Raw genomic sequence first — 17,202 nt, 5'->3', positions numbered from 1 at the left:
CCTATTCCCAGCCAATACACAGGAACCACTGCCCATAATGGACCCGAAGCTCCGGTCAACCGCTATTTGACCGGAGCTTCGCCACATCCGCCTGCACCGCCGGCGGTGTCCGCCCGGGTGAAGCTAGGGCTTGGCCTCGACGAGGATGACCAGCGTCTCGGGCAGTACGCCGTCGCTGGCCATCGCCTCGCCCGTTACCTCATTTTGCATCGCGGCCATGAGGGCATCCAGGTCAGGGACATCCATCATCACTGCGACTTGCGTCGGGTTCTCGGGGTTGACGAACGTACGAATGTTGGTGATCCCCAGTGGGCCAAACACCTCTTCGCGCTTCGGCGAGGCAAGCCAATGATCCTTGTCCTTGACATCGTGGTGGCCGATTATGGTTGGCATGGCGTTCCTCTCGCAGGGGGCCAGCGGTCCGGCGGCCCACTGCTCCGAAAGTTACTCGCCGCCGCATGCCCGGGCAAGTCATTTTTCCAGCCTCATACCGCCGCGTCTGTGCGCCTTCCGCAGGGCCGTGGCCTGAACTGGGCGGCCACCCGTCCCCAGCACCCGGTTCCCATGACAATCTCCTCCGATAGGGGCCTTTGGGCACACGCCCGGCGCGTGCAGGAGTTCCTAAAATGAAGCATGGCCGCCGACGCGATCGAGGTGGAACGCAAGTACAGCCCTTCGGAATCCGACGCCCTCCCGCCACTGGCATCAATCCCTGGGGTAGATCGCGCCGGGCAGCCCGTCAACGAAATGCTGGACGCCGTCTACTTTGATACCAAAGCACTGGCATTGGCCAGGCAACGGATCACCCTGTGCCGGCGGTCCGGCGGTCCGGATGCAGGATGGCACCTCAAATTGCCGGTCGCCGTGGGGGAGCGCCGGGCGATACGGGCGCCGCTTGGCGGCGATCAGGATGCCGTGCCGGAAAATTTGCGGCAGCTGGTCCTCGTCCACACCCGCTGCCACGCGCTGATTCCGGTTTCACACATCCGGACCAGCCGGAGGTTGACGCCGTTATACGCCGCCGACGGCGCAGTCCTTGCCAATTTCAGTGACGACCGTGTCGAGGCCCAATCCCTGCTAACCCGCGCGGGACCGTCGCGGTGGCGGGAATGGGAACTGGAACTCGCCGACGGCCCCCGTCGTTTGCTCCAGGACGCTGACGCTCTGTGCGCCGCAGAGGGAGTCACCATCGCCACGCACCCGTCCAAGCTCGCCCGGTCGCTCGGACCGGACTATCCGGAGAATCCGGCCACGGCTCCAAAGCCGAGCCCGAGCGGGCCGGCCTCGGACGTCATGCTCTCGTACGTATCCCAACAGGTACGCGCCGTGAAGCTGAATGATCCTCGCGTCCGGGTCAATGCGCCCGATGCCGTGCATCAATTCCGGGTGGCCGCCCGCCGGTTGCGGTCGGCACTGGCAACCTTTCGAACGCTCACAGATACGACGTCGGCGAGGTTTCTTAGGGGCGAGCTCCAGTGGCTCGCCGGCAACGTGGGCCAGGCCCGGGACGCCGAGGTCATCCGTGCCCGGCTAAAGGACATGATCAGTGCCGAACCTCCGGAGCTGTTAATCGGTCCAGTCGCGCAGCAGATCCAGGAGCACCTCGGCACCGTCCAGCAACAGGGCCTTGCCGCCGGCCTGGCGGCGCTGGACAGCACCCGCTACTTCCGCCTCCTCGATGCCCTCGATGCCTTCCTTGCGGTACCTCCGCTGAACGGCGGGGCAGGCAACGATGCGCCGGGGACGGTTGGCCGGCTCGTCTCCGCGGAACGAAAACGCCTCAAGGCGGCGGTCCGGTCCCTTGACGGCGGCGCAGGCGGGACACCGCAGGATGCCGCATTGCATGAAGTTCGGAAGGCTGCGAAGCGGCTGCGCTATGCCGCAGAGGTGGCTGCCCCCATTTTCGGCGCTCAAGCAACGAACGTTGCCCGGGCCGCGGAGGGCATCCAGGAGATCCTCGGAGACTTCCAGGACAGCGTGGTCACCCGGGAAACCCTACTGGTGCTGGCGGGGCAGGCCGCGGCTGGCCCCGGCGCCGGATTTACCTTCGGGCGCCTGCACGCCCTTGAGCAGCAGCGCGGCAACGAAGCCCGCTTGCGGTTCTACGATGCGTGGCAACAGGCCAGGCCGAAACCCCTGCGCTGGGCCTAGCCACCGCGTCCGAATGCCGGGAGAACCCCTATGATCGAACCCCGCAGCGCAATGCCGGCCATCTGGTCGGACGGACTGGGCCGCGCCAGCATCCGCTCCGTGCAGGTCCTCGCCGTGTCCGCCCTCGCATGGGCGATCATCTGGGCCGCCAGCCGCATCCCGCTCGTCATCATCCCCGTCCTCATCGCCGTTATCCTGGCCGCAGCGATCTCCCCGCTGGTCCGCTGGCTCACCGGGCACGCATGGCCGCGCGCCCTCGCGGTGGTTGCCTCGTTCGTGGCCATTCTCGCCGTTTTCGGCAGCGTCATCGCCGGCATCGTCATTCTGGTCTCCAACCAGTGGGGCGAGCTCACGGCCCGGGCCGCTGCGGGGGTCGAGCAACTGCACTCATTCCTGAACCACGGACCTGTCCCTGTCAGCGACCAACAGATCACCGCCGTCATGGACTCGGTGCGGGAGTTCTTCACCTCGAGCACGTTCAGTGCAGAAGCCCTCACCGGTGCCCGCACCGCGGTGGAAATCTTCACCGGCGCGGTGCTGATGGCCGTCACCCTGTTCTTCTTCCTCAAGGACGGGCCCGAAATCCGGGCCTTTCTCATTGGCATGCTGCCGGCCGACCAGCGCGCCAAGGCACGGCTGGCGGCGGATCGCAGTACCGTCGTCCTGGGCGGGTATGTCCGCGGCACGGCCATGGTGGCCGCGGTTGACGGTCTCGTCGTCGGGATCACCCTCGCCATCATGGGAGTGCCGCTGGCCCTGCCGCTGGGAGTGTTCATCTTCATCGGCGGATTCATCCCGATCGTCGGCGCTACCGTCGCTGGCACCCTCGCCATTGTCGTCGCGCTGGTCTCCAACGGACTGGTCCAGACGCTCATTGTTGTGGCCGTGGTCATCGGCGTGAACCAGCTCGAACACCACTTCCTGCAGCCGGTCCTGATGGGCAGGGTCCTCAGCATCCACGGCCTGGCGATACTGCTCGTCCTGGCTGCCGGCACCATACTGGCCGGCATTGTCGGCGCGCTGCTGGCCGTGCCGATCACCGCCGTCACGTGGACGGTCGTGAAGACATGGACCGGCAAGGACCCGCTGCCCGGACTTGAGCCGCCCGGGCCGGAGCTGCCCGGACCAGAGCCGCGGTAGCCTCGCCGTTCCGGACGCTGCCTGCAGCTGGCCGCTGCAAGGGGGGCCCGGCACTACAATTGACCGGTTCCCAGGACTTGCTCCTGCCCGGCACACGCCCGGCCACCAACAGAAAGATCCGATGCAGACCACTTCTGACCACGCCGTCCCGGCCCAAGTTGACCTGAAGCAGGCCGACCGCCCGGACCACAAGCCCCTGGTCCGCTGGCTACTGGCCAACCAGGTCGCACCCGCCGGCCCCGAAGCCGAGGAAGATCACAAGCCCAACGCCTGGTGGAAAGTCATGTGCCTGACCGGTGTCGACTATTTCTCAACCCTGTCCTACCTTCCCGGTATCGCCGCCCTGGCCGCCGGTGCCCTGTCGCCGCTGGCCACCCTGCTCATTGTGGCCCTGACCCTGCTGGGCATGCTGCCCATGTACCGCCGGGTCGCGCAGGAGAGCCCGCACGGGCAGGGCTCGGTTGCCATGCTGGAGAAGCTGCTTCCGTTCTGGCGCGGCAAGTTCTTCGTGCTGCTGCTGCTCGGGTTCGTGGCGACCTCGTGGATCATCACCATCACCCTCTCCGGAGCCGACGCGACGGTGCACCTGCTGGAGAACCCGATCGTCCCTGCGGGATTGAAAGGCAGTGCCGTGATCATCACGGTGATCCTGCTGCTGATCCTGGGCGGGGTGTTCCTGCTCGGCTTCAATGAGGCCGTGGGCGTCGCCATTCCGCTTGTGGCCGTCTACCTGCTCCTGAACGCCGCCGTCGTCGCCGCCGGGTTCATGCACGTCTTCTCCGATCCGTCCCTGATCGCCGGCTGGACCGACCGGCTGCTCGCCAGCGCCGGCGGCGGCCCCATGGACCTGATCGGCCCGGCCGTCATCGCCTTCCCCTTGCTGGTCCTGGGCCTGTCCGGGTTCGAGACCGGCGTCTCGATGATGCCGCTGATCAGGGCCACCGGCGACAGCCCCGAGCAGGTCATGGCGTCCCGGGTCAGGAACACCCGCAAGCTGCTCACCACGGCGGCGGCCATCATGAGCGTCTACCTGATGTCCACCAGCTTCCTCACCACGGTCATGATCCCGGCCAAGGAGTTCGAGGAGGGCGGACAGGCCAACGGCCGCGCCCTGGCGTTCCTCGCCCACGACCTGTTCGGCGCCGGGTTCGGCACCGTATACGACATTTCCAGCGCCCTGATCCTCTGGTTCGCCGGAGCCTCCGCCATGGCCGGGCTCATCAACATCGTGCCCCGGTACCTGCCGGCCTACGGCATGGCGCCGGAATGGGGCCGGGCCGTCCGCCCGGTCGTGATCGTCTACACCGTACTGAGCATCGGCATCACCATCGCCTTCAACGCCGACGTCAACGCCCAGGCAGGTGCCTACGCCACCGGCATCCTGGCCATGATGGTTTCCGGAGCCGTCGCCGTGACCGTCTCCGCGATCCGCCGGCACAGCCGCGCCGGCACCATCGGCTTCGGTGCGCTGACCCTGGTCCTGCTGTACGCGCTGGCCGCCAATGTCATCGAAAAGCCCGACGGCATTGCGATCTCGGCGTTCTTCATCGCCGGCATCATCGTCGTCTCGCTCATCTCCCGGGTCCAGCGCACCACCGAACTGCGGCTGGAAACCATCGAGTTCGACGAGGCAGCCCGGCAGTTCATCACCGATTCGATTGCCTTCGACGGGCAACTGAACGTCATCGCCAACAAACGCCAGGCCGGTGACAAGGCTGAATACGCGGACAAAGAGTACGAACAGCGCGGGCTGAACCCCGTCCCGGGCCCGGCGGATGTCATCTTCCTGGAAGTGGAAATCTCCGATCCTTCGGCGTTCAGCCACACGCTCCGGGTCGAAGGCGTCGAAGTGGACGGCTACAGGGTCCTGCGGGTGAAGTCCCCGGCCGTGCCGAACGCGATCGCGGCCGTCCTGCTGGCCATGCGCGACTCGACCGGCACGAAGCCCCAGTGCTATTTCGAGTGGTCCGAGGGCAACCCCGTCGGCCACCTCATGCGGTACCTGTTCCTGGGTGAGGGCGACACCGCGCCGCTGGTGCGCGAAATCCTCCGCGAGACAGAGCCCGACCAGGCACTCCGGCCCGCCATCCACGTGGGGTAGGCAGAGCGCACTCTGACCACAACGAACAGCCCCGCCGGGATTTGAGCAGTTCCGATTCCGGCGGGGCTGTCCGTGTCCTGCGACCCGTGTCTAAGCTCACACCCGGTCCCCGGGCCTCAGACGTTGGCTGATTTCCCCCAAGGGCCGATCTGGTCCAGGGTGTATCCGTCCGGGTATGCCACGACGGACATCCTTCCCGGCACGAATATGGGCTCGGTCGGCAACGGACGCAGCCTGGCCTTGAGGGAGCGGAACCGCAGCACCGCATTGAACGGCACGCGCAGCACTGCCGGGGCAGGTTTCAGGCCCAGGGCCACAGCGACCTGGGGTTTGTCCATCATCAGCGCCAGGATGGTCGGGGTGAACCGGCGAAGCAGGGCGGGGATACGGCTGGCGAAGGCCGCGACGGTCGCATTGAACAGCATCGAACCCTCGGGGCTCGGGCCCATGTTCCGGTCCTCGTATTCGTCCAGGAACCGCTCCGCCTCCGCGAAGGTGGCCGGGATGCCCTCGAGCCCCATCCGCCGGCCCAGTTCGGCGTAGAAGTCCGTGGCGGCCCGCTTCTCCAGCTCCGTCAGCCGGCGCCAGCCGTGACGTTCGGTCCAGCGCAGCGGCAGCACAAGCAAGGTCATGAGGACGTAGGCGAAGTCGTCCGGGGTACCGGGCACCCCCTTGTGGACCCGGCGGAGCAGGTTGATCATGGCCTGGCTGCGTTCGTGCTCGAACCCGTTGGCGATGATCTCGTGGAGGACGATGCCGGTGTCGTAGGAGCGCTTCATCGGCCGGGATTTCATCTCCCCGGTCGCCGCCAGGGTCCTTGCTGTGGAGGGGATGGCGAAGTTGCGGTAGTAGGCGACGAAGAAGCCCGAATGGATTTCAGTCTTGAAATCGAAGAGGACCATGTTCCGGTAGATCCCGTACATGTCCTTACCGCTCGGGCGTGTTCGGCGGGTCGGGTGCGTGAGGAGTTGCATGGGGGCTTTCCGTAGCTGTCGCAAGCTATGCCGGGGCAGGGGAGTTATGGAGCTTTGCTTCAACGGAGAGCAGGTAGCTGCGCTCCTCCGCGGTCAGGAAGGTCGCCGAAGTGCCCGCAGCGAGTTCAGCGTCCCGGATTTCGACAACCATCCGGTGCAGCCTGTCCTGTACCGGCGCCTGGGGGTCGGCCTCAAGGGTCCGGTCAAGCGACGTGCTCTGCAGCGCCTTGGACCAGATGGCCTCGACGCGTGCGAGGGTTTCGGTGTTCCGGCGGTGCAGGTTTTTGCGGGCAGCCCTGCCGGCAACCGCCGGGATCGTGAGTCCGGCGCCGGCCAGGACGGTCGCGACCAGTTCCAGCTGATGGTACGGGAAGTCAGGCCTGACCAGTACGGCCAGGAATGTCAGGTGCCGGGCCAAGAGGGACAGACACATCTCGGCCATCACCAGGAAGCCCATGATGCAGCCGGCGCCCAGCATGGAGAAACCGACGCGGAACGGGCGGCTCATCCGCGGGACGTAGCGGAAGCAGATCACGGCAATTTCCGCGCTCATCGAACAGATGAAGAGGGTGAGCATCAGTGAGAACAGGAGAGCCGGGAAACGGTCCTCGTAGATGCCCCAGGCGGGGGTCGTGACGGTGGGTCCTGCGAGGAGGAAGAACGCGGTCTGCAGGCTCAGCGTGAGCGTCAACGGAAGTGTGCGTGTCCACCAGGACCGGCGGCCGCCGGCTTCCGGGGCGATGGCGGCGTATGCGGCGAGGCGCAGATACCAGAGAGAGACAATCATCAGGGAGTTCAGGACCAGTTTGACCAGGTTCATGCCGCCCAGGGCCGTATCGACGGGGACGTAGACAACCGGGGACATGAGCAAAGAGCCCACGCCTCCGTACACGGCACAGGTGAACACCAGGTCGCTCCGGCTGCGAAGCAGGGCGGGAATGCGGGCACCGGCCAACAGGAACAGCGCCGCGGCCATCAGGAACTGCATCATCCGAAGACCGCCCCGAAGTTGCCCGGCTCCGCGTCCGGCTGCTGGTAGGAGCGGCGGATGCGGGAGGCAAGCCGGTCGGCAAGGAGTTCGGCCGTTACCTCGAGCTCGTCGGCGAAGTCGGTGCGTTTCAGGGCCGAGACGACGCGCTCCGGGTCGAGGTCCGGGAAGAAGACCTGGGCGTAGTCGTGCGAGAGGACTTCCTGCTCGTGCCGGAGGATCATGTGGGCGAACTCGTGCAGGACGATCTGCTGGCGGTGCACCTCTGACGCCGCCTTGGCGTGGAGGATGAGGTCCAGGCCGTCCATGCCGAACCACAGGCCACAGACCTTGTCGGTGGGGGTGTTCTCGATCGGCTTGATGACAATCGGACGCCCGCTCGCGGTCTCCAGGTGGGTCTGGATGGAACCCATGGAGACCGGTACCTGCAGCCGCAGGCCTTCTTCCGCAGTCCGGGCCCGCGCTCGGGCGACGCTGTAATCCATGGAGCTGATCCTTGGGATGGTCCGATAAGGGGCCGGAGTCCCTCCGACTCCAAGGAGGAGCGTATCAGCCCTGTTCAGGGGCCTTTCCGGCGCCCGGCGTGTCGGAAGAAGTGACGTTCGTCTCCGCCAGTTGCTCGTCGATGAGGTCCCGGATCTGAAGGAGCGTCTCGGGTGACAGGCCGCCGAGTTGCCGGGCAGCGAAATTGCGGACCTTGTTGGCCCGCATGCTGGCCAGGAGGTCGAGCTGGGCTTCGACTTTCTGGGGCAGCTCGTCCTGGTCGTGCAGCAGGTAGTCGCGGTTCACGCCGAAAAACTTTCCGAGGTTCTGCAGGAGCTCGGTCTTCTTCACCTCGGGCCCGGACCCGGTGCGCATGTAGTGCCAGCGGGCGCGGGAGATCGGAGTACCGGCCGCCTTCATGGCGGCGCTGACGTCGTTGAAGGTGATCTTCTTCCCGGCGGCTTCCGAAGAATCAAGGAGAAGGTTCAGCTTCCTTGCGAGTGCCGCGCCCGGCCCGGAATCGACTGACGCGTCGTTCATCGCGCGGCTCCTTTTCTGAGGTCGAAGGGTGGAACCAGAAGACAATATCATCCGATTGGACATGTCCAATAATTTTGCATTACCCTCTGAAAACAGAATTGGACATGTCTATTTCTGCACCGGAGGGGAGCCGGGCCACGCCTCCGGTACCGCCTCCATAGTGGAGGCACGCAGCCTAAGGGTTGCCCGTCAGGGGAGCCGCGCTCCGGCTGACGCCACGACGGCCGCATTCCTGCAGGAGCTTTTGGGGGGCCGGCAGGGATGCGGTCTTTTGGTTGGCCCGGCGGCGTGAGGTCCCAGTGTTCCTGTCGACGGCGGCCGCCGCGGGAGACGATGCGCTCCCCGCTCAGCGAGTCGCTAGTCCTTGGACGTCCGGCCTCGGGCCCGTCGAGCTGCCCAAACCACGAAGACCACGATGAACGCGACGGGCAATAGCACCAGCGGGTTCCAGCCTTTAACTGTCATTTGTCATCCCTCGATTTGCTTGCAAGTCTCTTGCGCAGACTCTACGCCGGCGGCCACGAGGCGAGAACGCTGTGCGGCCATCCTTTGGCGGGCACGTCCGGTGGGCTCCTGGCCGGGGCAGCGGGTATTGCTACTCAGCGGCAGCGGGGGCGACGCCGTAGCCCGTCTGCGGGGAAGCCGAAAAAAAACCCCTGGAATCCGTGGATTCCAGGGGTTTTCCCTTGTGCGCGGAGGGGGACTTGAACCCCCACCCCCTTTCGAGGACTAGCACCTCAAGCTAGCGCGTCTGCCATTCCGCCACCCGCGCAGGTGGTAATTCCGAGTTCGTTTCGCCGTTCAGCGTTTTGCTTTTCTCGGAAGCAGCGAGAAAGACTCTAGCACGACTTTTCCGGAAACAAATAATCGGGGTCCGCGGGGGTGGTGTGGGTAGGCTGAAGCAAGCAATTGAGCCACCCGCCACGAGGAGCCGCTATGACTGACAACCGGACCGAAACCAGGCCAGAGGATGAGGTCGTCAGGATCTGCCAGGAGCTGATCCGGATCGACACGTCCAACTACGGCGACGGCTCCGGCCCCGGTGAACGCGCGGCCGCCGAATACACCGCCGGGCTCATGGCCGAAGTCGGGCTGGACGCCGAAATTTTCGAAGCAGCACCCGGCCGAGCCAGCGTAGTCACCCGGCTGGCGGGGGAGGACCCCTCCGCCAGCGCCCTGGTGGTCCACGGCCACCTGGACGTCGTCCCGGCCCTGCGCGAACAGTGGTCGGTTGACCCCTTCGGCGCCGAACTGAAGGACGGCCTGATCTGGGGACGCGGCGCCGTGGACATGAAAGACATGGACGCCATGATCCTGTCCGTGCTGCGCAATTTCGCCCGCACGGGACGCAAACCCAAGCGCGACCTCATCTTCGCGTTCTTCGCCGATGAGGAAGCCGGCGGCACCTACGGCGCCCGCTACGCCGTCGAGAAGCGGCCCGAACTCTTTGAGGGCGCCACGGAGGCGATCTCCGAAGTCGGCGGCTTCTCCGCCACCATCGGCGGCCAGCGCACCTATCTGCTCCAGACGGCGGAAAAGGGCCTCTCCTGGCTCCGCCTGGTGGCCCACGGCCGCGCGGGCCACGGCTCCCAGATCAACACCGACAACGCCGTGACCAGGCTTGCCGGCGCGGTCTCCCGGATTGGTGCCTACAACTGGCCGATCGAGCTCACGCCCACCACGCGGCAGTTCCTCGACGGCGTCACCGAACTCACCGGGGTCGAATTCGATCCCGACGATCCGGAGAAGATCCTGAAGGAACTCGGCACGGTGGCCCGCTTCGTCGGCGCCACACTGCAGAACACCACCAACCCCACCCTGCTCAAAGGCGGCTACAAGCACAACGTCATTCCGGAATCGGCCGAGGCCCTCATCGACTGCCGCACCCTGCCCGGGCAGGAACAGCAGGTGCTGGAAATCGTGCGCGAACTCGCCGGCACCGGAGTGGACATCAGCTACGTGCACAACGACGTCTCGCTGGAGGTGCCGTTCGCCGGCAACCTCGTCGATTCGATGATCGATGCCCTGCATTCCGAGGATCCGGGCGCCAAGGTGCTGCCGTACACGCTCTCCGGCGGGACCGACAACAAGTCCCTGAGCCGGCTCGGCATCACCGGCTACGGCTTCGCCCCGTTGATGCTGCCGGACGAGCTCGACTTCACCGGCATGTTCCACGGCGTCGACGAACGGGTCCCGGCGGATTCCCTGAAATTCGGCGCACGGGTGCTGGACACCCTGCTCACCAACTACTGAGCGGAGACCGCCTGCCATGACGCCCGAGGACATCCTGAGCGGTCCGCTGCTGGAACGGATCCGCGGCCGCGCCGCCGGCTACGACCGCGACAACGCCTTCTTCCACGAGGACTTGGCGGACCTCACGGCGGCCGGCTACCTGAAACTTTTCGTCCCGGTGATCGACGGCGGACTCGGACTCGGGCTGGCGGAAGCGGCGCAGCTGCAACGCAGGCTGGCGACCGCGGCGCCGGCCACCGCGCTGGCCGTCAATATGCACCTGGTGTGGACCGGCGTCGCCCACGTCCTTGCCGCCCGCGGTGACTCCTCGCTGGATTTCATCCTCCAGGAGGCGGCACAGGGTGAGGTCTTCGCCTTCGGCAATTCGGAGGCAGGCAACGACTCCGTGCTGTTCGATTCCCGCACGGAGGCCGTCCCGCTGCCCGGCGGCGGCTACAGCTTCACGGGCCGCAAGATCTTCACCAGCCTGTCACCGGCGTGGACACGACTGGGCATCTTCGGGAACGACGCCCACGCTGCGGACGGCACCGGAGAACTGGTCCACGGGTTCATCACCCGGGAAACCCCCGGCTACGAGATTTTGCCCGACTGGGACACGCTCGGCATGCGGGCCAGCCAGTCCAACACGACCCTGCTGGAGGGCGCCGTCGTCCCGGCCGAACGGATCTTCCGGAAACTGCCCGTGGGCCCCAACGCAGACCCGCTGATCTTCGCGATCTTCGCCTGCTTCGAGACCCTCCTCGCCGCGGTGTACACCGGAATCGGCGAACGGGCCCTCACGCTCGGGGTGGAAGCCGTGCAGCGCCGGACATCGTTCAAGAACGGTGGCCGCAGCTACGCCCAGGACCCGGACATCCGCTGGAAGGTGGCGGAAGCGGCGATGGCCATGGATGCGCTCTACCCGCAGCTGTCCTCCGTAGCGGCCGACGTCGACGGCCTCGCGGACCACGGCAGCCAATGGTTCCCCCGGCTCGTGGGGCTCAAAGTCCGGGCCACGGAGACGGCCCGCACCGTGGTGGACCTCGCCATCCGGGTATCCGGCGGCTCCAGCTACTTCCGCGGCTCCGAGCTCGAACGGCTGTACCGGGACGTGCTCGCCGGCATGTTCCACCCATCAGATGACGAATCGGCGCACAATACCGTGGCGAACGCCTGGCTGGGCCCGCTGGAGACACCCTAGAGGGCCCAGGACTCCCCGCGGCGTTCGCGGCTGCCGATCCCAGCTGATGCGCGGCCGGGATCCGTGTGCGGCCTAGACGGTGCGCTGGACCTGGATGACTTTCCGGCGCAGCCAGAAACGCCGCCCGCCGCCCACGTAGAGGCGGCTGCGTTCCAGTTCCCATTTGCCGTACTCGGAATGCTCCACGAGCCGGCGGCGGGCCTCGGGGAGCGAATCCTCAGGACCGACCGTCAGAACGAGGTACTCGTACTGCTTGACATAGTCCCGTTCCCGCCGGACCGAGCTGCTCAGAAAATGTTCTTTCATTGCTCTCCATTTTCGTCTTTTTCCGACTAACGTGAAGTCATGAGCATCGATCCGCGTGTCGCGCTTCAGTCCCTGACCTCTGCACTGGAAGAACACCTGGCGGCGGCCTCCGCCCGCAGAAGTGACGGGGATCCCGCGGTCGAGGCGGCGTTCTTCGCCGTTGCCGATGCCTTTGAAGTCTACGACGATGCCCTGTATGAGGCGTATGGGGAAGTGACGCCGCTCGAAGTGATCGACGGCGACGAAGACGGCGACGAAGACGATGTCGACGACGAAGAGGACCTCGAGATCCTCGAGAATTCCGAGAACTAAGGGGACCTGCGGATCTCCGCGGCCTCAGCCGGGGTCGGACACGTCTTCGAGCGCCTGCGCGATCTCCGGCGGCAGCGGCGCGAGCGCCGAATCCAGGATCTCCTTGAGTTGAACCGGTGTCCGGGGACCGACGACGGCGGTTGCCACCCCCTGTTGGGACAACAGCCAGCTCAGCGACACATCCAGGGCAGTCCGGCCGAGCCCCTTCGCCGCCATGGCGACGGCTTCCACCACGCTGGACGCCGGTCCCTCGAGATAGGGTTCCACGTACGTCGCCAACCGCTGGTTGGCGGCCCGGGAATCAGCCGGGATGTGGCCGCGGTATTTGCCGCTCAGGACGCCGCGTCCCATCGGAGCCCAGGCCATCAGGCCCAGCCCCGCGTCCTCGATGGCCGGAATGAGCTCAATCTCCGCGTTGCGCTGCAGGAGCGAGTATTCGGACTGGTTGGCCACGAGGGGGAAGCCCGCGATTGCGGCGGCCTTTGCAGTCTGCCAGCCGTTGAAATTGGAGACACCGGCGTAACGCGCCCGGCCGGACCGCACCGCGTGGTCCAGCGCTGACAGGGTTTCCTCCAGCGGAACATTCGGATCCCAGGCGTGCGCGAACCAGAGATCCACGTAATCGGTTCCCATTCGGGCCAGGCTCGCGTCCAGCCCGGAGAGCATGCCGTTGCGGGATGTGTCGACGCTGCGGCGACCGTCCGCCGTCGTCAGTCCGGCCTTTGTGGAGATCACCACTTCGGAGCGCGCCACGACGTCGCCCAGTATTCCGCCGAGCATCGCCTCGGCCTGCCCGTCGGCGTAGGACGCCGCCGTATCGATCAGGGTTCCGCCGGCATCGACGAAGGAGCGCACCAGGGCGGCGGCATCCTGTTCCTCGGTTTCCCTGGCCCAGGACATGGTGCCGAGGGATAGGGCGGACACGCGCAACCCACTGTTGCCGACATAACGCTGCTGCATGTCAGCTAGCTTACGGGGTCGGGCTGCTTCGTAACGTAGGGTCTATAAACGTGAACTGGATACAAGCGGCTCTGCTGGGCCTGGTACAGGGGCTGACCGAGTTCCTCCCGATTTCCTCGAGCGCCCATCTGCGGATTGTCGGCGCCTTCCTCCCGGAAGCGTCCGATCCCGGCGCCGCCTTCACGGCCATCACGCAGCTGGGCACCGAGACGGCGGTGATCGTCTATTTCTGGCGCGACATCCTGCGGATCATCCGCGCCTGGTCCGGTTCGCTGACCGGCAAAGTCTCCCGGCAGGACCCGGATGCGCGCATGGGCTGGCTGGTGATCCTGGGCAGCATCCCGATCATCGTCCTGGGCCTGCTGTTCCAGGACCAGATCGAATCGGTACTCCGCAGCCTGTGGGGCGTCGCGACCATGCTGATTATCTTCGGCATGGTCCTCGCGGTAGCCGACACCATCGGCCGGCAGGACCGTGAACTGACGCAGCTGACCTACAGACATGGCCTCTATTACGGACTGGCGCAGGCCCTGGCCCTGTTCCCCGGTGTGTCCCGCTCCGGCGGCACGATCAGCGCCGGGCTCCTGATGGGCTACACCCGTGAGGCGGCGGCCCGCTACTCCTTCCTGCTGGCCATCCCCGCCGTGTTCGGCAGCGGACTTTACCAGTTGTACAAAGTGGTCTCCAAGGAAGGCATCACCGGCCCGTACGGGCTCCCGGAAACTGCCCTGGCCACCGTGATCGCCTTCATTGTGGGATACGTCATCATCGGCTGGTTCCTGAAATACGTCTCCACCCGCGGCTACCGGCTCTTCGTCTGGTACCGGATCATCCTGGGAATGTCGCTGTTCCTGCTCCTCGGTTTCAATGTCATCAGCGCCTAGCACTAGGCTTGGTCTGTGAAATCCTGGACCTCCCGCCCTGTTGCCCAGCTCCCCGGCAGCATGCCCGCCCTGAGCCTCTTCGATACCGCCAAGGGCGGAATTGTCACCCTGGAGGCCACGGGTGAGCAGTCCATGTATGTCTGCGGCATCACCCCTTATGACGCCACGCACATGGGCCACGCGGCCAGCTATGTCGCCTTCGACCTCCTCAACCGCGCGTGGCGGGACGGCGGCCAGCACGTCGCCTACGTCCAGAACGTGACCGACGTCGACGATCCCCTCCTGGAGCGCGCCACGGCCACCGGCGTCGACTGGCGCGATCTCGCCGCGAGCCAAATCGAGCTGTTCCAGACCGACATGGAGGCCCTGAACGTCCTCGCCCCGGACCACTACATCGGTGCCGTCGAGGCCGTTCCCCTGATCGTTCCCGCCATCGAGCGCCTGCTGCGCAACGGACTCGCGTACCGCGTCCCCGGCACCGGCGGCGAGCCCGACGGAGACGTCTACTACGACGTCGAAGCCGCCGGGAAGCACTCGACGGACGACGTCGACGCCTGGACCCTGGGATCCATTTCCGGACTCTCCGACGCCGAAATGCTGGAACTCTTCGCCGAACGCGGCGGCGACCCTGGCCGGGCCGGGAAGCGCCAGGCGCTGGATCCGCTGCTCTGGCGGGTTGCCCGCGAGGGCGAGCCCAGCTGGCCCGGTGGCGAGCTGGGGGAGGGCCGGCCCGGCTGGCACGTCGAATGCACCGTGATCGCCCAGGAGTACCTGCCCAAGCCGTTTACCGTTCAGGGCGGCGGCTCGGACCTTATATTCCCGCACCACGAAATGGGCGCCGGCCACGCGTACTCGCTGGCGGGCGTGCCGCTGGCCCGCCACTTCGCGCACGCGGGCATGGTGGGCCTCGACGGGGAGAAGATGAGCAAGTCCAAGGGCAATCTTGTCCTTGTTTCCAGGCTCCGGGCTGACGGGGAAGAACCTGCCGCGATCCGCCTCGCGATCCTGGCCCACCACTACCGCACGGACTGGTCCTGGACCGCCGCCGGATTCGCCGAGGCCAAAGACCGGCTCCGCACCTGGCGCGAGGCCCTCGCCGTGGCGCCGGAAGGCTCCGCCGCGGCCCTGCTTGGCGGGCTGCGGACCGAACTCGCCAACGACCTGAACGCGCCCGGCGCACTCGCCGCTGTCGATGCCTGGGCGAAGGCCGCCCTGGCAGCCCCTGGGGAGGCATCGGCCACGGACGCCGCGCTGGTGAGCGACGCCGTCAACGCCCTGCTCGGCGTCGAACTCTAACCGGTTTTCGATCGGCCCCGACCGGAGCAGATCCCAAATCCCAGCGGCCGTCTCCACGGTGGCTGCGTCGGCCGGTCAGGACGAAGCGGCCTCGATGATCTTCTCGTCGCCCTCGTTCACGGCTTTGACGACGGCGTCGTAGTCACCACTTTCGACAGCCTTGCTGACTTTCTTGGTGGCCTTGCTGATCGCCTTGTCGACGCGGTCGAGGTAGAGGTCCTCGACGATGGCAACGATCGCCGAGGAGCCCGGCGGCAGAAACTCCTCCGCGTTGACGCCGATGGACTTTTCCTCATGCCGCTTCCTGATGGCACCCACACCAGCGCCGATCCCGGCACCGATCACGCCGGACAGCAGCAGCGGCGGAGCGAACAGTCCGACCACCAGCCCGCCGACTGCGCCGGCCTTAGTGCCGCCGGCTACCAGTCCGCCGCCGTGCTCCTTGACCTCGGTCTTGCCCGAGGAGTCACGCGACAGGACGACGGCAGCCGCGACGGCCGCGTCGTCCATGCCCTTGATGGCCTTGAAATCCTCTGCCGCCGAGTCCTCGTCGGCGTACGACGACACGAACAAGATGTAGTTGTGATCTGTCATGGTGTGCCCTCCACTCGGTGTTGGCCGGCGTCGCGGCCAGGTCCAACTCTCGCCGCGACGGGCGCCCGCCGTCAGGGTCATAAGACTCTGGTCCGGGGAAAGCGGGACGCGGGCTAGGGCTTGTCCTTGCCCCGGCGTTTGAGGTAGCGCTCAAATTCGCGGGCTATCGATTCACCGCTGGCCTCCGGGAGGTCGGCGGTGTCCTTGGCCTCCTCGAGCTGGCGCACATACGCCGCAATTTCCGGATCCTCTGTAGCGAGCTCGTCCACGCCGCGTTCCCACGCGTCGGCCTCCTCCACGAGTTCCGTGGTGTCCAGCGGGACCTGGAGCAGCTCCTCGACCCGGTGCAGCAGGGCCAGCTGCGCCTTCGGCGACGGGGCCTGGGCTACATAGTGCGGCACGGCCGCCCAGAGCGACACGGTCGGGAGCCCGGCCAGCAGGGCCACCTCGCCGAGCACGCCCACAATCCCTACCGGGCCCTCGTACTGCGAGGCCTCCAAGTCCATCCGCTCACGCAGTGCGGCGTCGTCCGTGGAGGTGCTGACCGGAATGGGCCGGCTGTGCGGCACGTCAGCCAGCAGCGCACCGACCAGGATGACGTAGTCGACATGCAGGGCCTCGGCGTGCACCAGCAGTTCCGCGGTGTAGGCACGCCACTTGTAGGACGGCTCGGTGCCCTGGACGAAGATGACGTCCACGTTCGAGTCGGGGACGCTGGCCTTGAAGATCCGTGTGGACGGCCACTTGATCTTCCGCTCACCGGCCGCTGTCCGCCGGATCGTGGGCCGGGTGAACTGGAAGTCGTAGTACTCGTCGGCGTCGATCGCCCCGACCTTCTTGCCGCCCCAGAGCTTGTTCAGGTAGCGCAGGGCATCGCTGGCGGCCTCTCCGGCGTCGTTCCAGCCTTCGAAGGCCGCGAGCATGACGGTGATGCGCCGGCCCTCGGGGACTGGCTGCAGCAGCCGCTCCGGCTCGGAGACGGCGCCTGGTTCGGTGGGGTCTGCCTCGAAGCTGTTCATGCCATCACCCTACGTCCAAGA

17 protein-coding genes and 1 tRNA gene are annotated in these 17,202 nt (G+C 66.4%); 8 read left to right on the top strand and 10 right to left on the bottom strand.

Features of this window, described 5'->3' with window-relative positions:
- Positions 1 to 123: 123 nt before the first annotated feature.
- Positions 124 to 393 (bottom strand): hypothetical protein, encoded by a 270-nt coding sequence (locus AC1DRO_RS01890; protein ID WP_028275566.1) that lies wholly within the window; start codon positions 391 to 393, stop codon positions 124 to 126.
- Positions 394 to 633: 240 nt separating this feature from the next.
- On the opposite strand from AC1DRO_RS01890, the gene AC1DRO_RS01885 reads away from it, so the two are divergent.
- From AC1DRO_RS01885 to AC1DRO_RS01875, 3 genes are all read left to right on the top strand, one after another.
- Positions 634 to 2,151 (top strand): CYTH and CHAD domain-containing protein, encoded by a 1,518-nt coding sequence (locus AC1DRO_RS01885; RefSeq protein ID WP_476949598.1) that lies wholly within the window; start codon positions 634 to 636, stop codon positions 2,149 to 2,151.
- A gap of 30 nt (positions 2,152 to 2,181) precedes the next feature.
- Positions 2,182 to 3,291: an AI-2E family transporter gene (locus AC1DRO_RS01880; RefSeq protein ID WP_476949597.1), complete on the top strand. Its 1,110-nt coding sequence runs from the start codon at positions 2,182 to 2,184 to the stop codon at positions 3,289 to 3,291.
- Between the two features lie 121 nt (positions 3,292 to 3,412).
- On the top strand, positions 3,413 to 5,392 hold the full coding sequence (locus tag AC1DRO_RS01875) for an APC family permease (protein ID WP_476949596.1): 1,980 nt from the start codon (positions 3,413 to 3,415) through the stop codon (positions 5,390 to 5,392).
- A gap of 116 nt (positions 5,393 to 5,508) precedes the next feature.
- Here the strand turns inward: AC1DRO_RS01875 and AC1DRO_RS01870 are convergent, their stop codons facing one another.
- The 5 genes from AC1DRO_RS01870 to AC1DRO_RS01850 all read right to left on the bottom strand — a co-directional run bounded on the left by AC1DRO_RS01870 (position 5,509) and on the right by AC1DRO_RS01850 (position 9,149).
- Positions 5,509 to 6,366: an oxygenase MpaB family protein gene (locus AC1DRO_RS01870; RefSeq protein WP_476949595.1), complete on the bottom strand. Its 858-nt coding sequence runs from the start codon at positions 6,364 to 6,366 to the stop codon at positions 5,509 to 5,511.
- A 25-nt stretch (positions 6,367 to 6,391) separates the two neighbouring features.
- Complete coding sequence (locus AC1DRO_RS01865; protein ID WP_476949594.1) at positions 6,392 to 7,357, bottom strand: hypothetical protein; 966 nt, start codon at positions 7,355 to 7,357, stop codon at positions 6,392 to 6,394.
- A complete protein-coding gene (locus AC1DRO_RS01860) occupies positions 7,354 to 7,839 on the bottom strand; it encodes a hypothetical protein (RefSeq protein WP_476949593.1) in 486 nt (161 codons plus the stop codon). Before AC1DRO_RS01860 ends, AC1DRO_RS01865 begins: the two co-directional genes overlap by 4 nt.
- Positions 7,840 to 7,903: 64 nt before the next feature.
- Entirely contained in the window at positions 7,904 to 8,377 is a 474-nt protein-coding gene (locus AC1DRO_RS01855) for a hypothetical protein (RefSeq protein WP_476949592.1), read from the bottom strand.
- Positions 8,378 to 9,066: 689 nt separating this feature from the next.
- Positions 9,067 to 9,149, bottom strand: a tRNA-Leu gene (locus AC1DRO_RS01850).
- Positions 9,150 to 9,313: 164 nt separating this feature from the next.
- On the opposite strand from AC1DRO_RS01850, the gene AC1DRO_RS01845 reads away from it, so the two are divergent.
- A complete protein-coding gene (locus AC1DRO_RS01845) occupies positions 9,314 to 10,630 on the top strand; it encodes a M20/M25/M40 family metallo-hydrolase (protein WP_028275570.1) in 1,317 nt (438 codons plus the stop codon).
- 16 nt (positions 10,631 to 10,646) lie between these two features.
- Positions 10,647 to 11,810: an acyl-CoA dehydrogenase family protein gene (locus AC1DRO_RS01840; RefSeq protein ID WP_476949591.1), complete on the top strand. Its 1,164-nt coding sequence runs from the start codon at positions 10,647 to 10,649 to the stop codon at positions 11,808 to 11,810.
- 72 nt (positions 11,811 to 11,882) lie between these two features.
- Here the strand turns inward: AC1DRO_RS01840 and AC1DRO_RS01835 are convergent, their stop codons facing one another.
- Entirely contained in the window at positions 11,883 to 12,116 is a 234-nt protein-coding gene (locus AC1DRO_RS01835; RefSeq protein WP_018772920.1) for a DUF5703 family protein, read from the bottom strand.
- A 39-nt stretch (positions 12,117 to 12,155) separates the two neighbouring features.
- Here AC1DRO_RS01835 and AC1DRO_RS01830 point away from each other — a divergent pair, with 39 nt between their 5' ends.
- Entirely contained in the window at positions 12,156 to 12,428 is a 273-nt protein-coding gene (locus AC1DRO_RS01830; protein ID WP_223916379.1) for a hypothetical protein, read from the top strand.
- A gap of 24 nt (positions 12,429 to 12,452) precedes the next feature.
- On the opposite strand, the gene AC1DRO_RS01825 is transcribed toward AC1DRO_RS01830, so the two are convergent.
- Entirely contained in the window at positions 12,453 to 13,388 is a 936-nt protein-coding gene (locus AC1DRO_RS01825) for an aldo/keto reductase (protein WP_223916377.1), read from the bottom strand.
- A 50-nt stretch (positions 13,389 to 13,438) separates the two neighbouring features.
- On the opposite strand from AC1DRO_RS01825, the gene AC1DRO_RS01820 reads away from it, so the two are divergent.
- Together AC1DRO_RS01820 and mshC are read left to right on the top strand one after the other, a co-directional pair.
- Complete coding sequence (locus tag AC1DRO_RS01820) at positions 13,439 to 14,272, top strand: undecaprenyl-diphosphate phosphatase (RefSeq protein WP_476949590.1); 834 nt, start codon at positions 13,439 to 13,441, stop codon at positions 14,270 to 14,272.
- Between the two features lie 15 nt (positions 14,273 to 14,287).
- Positions 14,288 to 15,568 (top strand): cysteine--1-D-myo-inosityl 2-amino-2-deoxy-alpha-D-glucopyranoside ligase, encoded by a 1,281-nt coding sequence (gene mshC, locus AC1DRO_RS01815; RefSeq protein ID WP_476949589.1) that lies wholly within the window; start codon positions 14,288 to 14,290, stop codon positions 15,566 to 15,568.
- Positions 15,569 to 15,643: 75 nt separating this feature from the next.
- On the opposite strand, the gene AC1DRO_RS01810 is transcribed toward mshC, so the two are convergent.
- Positions 15,644 to 16,162 (bottom strand): DUF1269 domain-containing protein, encoded by a 519-nt coding sequence (locus tag AC1DRO_RS01810; RefSeq protein WP_476949588.1) that lies wholly within the window; start codon positions 16,160 to 16,162, stop codon positions 15,644 to 15,646.
- 113 nt (positions 16,163 to 16,275) lie between these two features.
- On the bottom strand, positions 16,276 to 17,181 hold the full coding sequence (locus AC1DRO_RS01805; protein ID WP_018772914.1) for a PAC2 family protein: 906 nt from the start codon (positions 17,179 to 17,181) through the stop codon (positions 16,276 to 16,278).
- Between the last annotated feature and the right edge of the window lie 21 nt (positions 17,182 to 17,202).

This window comes from Arthrobacter sp. P4_F11 (assembly GCF_056401395.1).
Note: the sequence above shows the minus strand (reverse complement) of the source record. Positions and strands in the feature narration are given on the sequence as shown.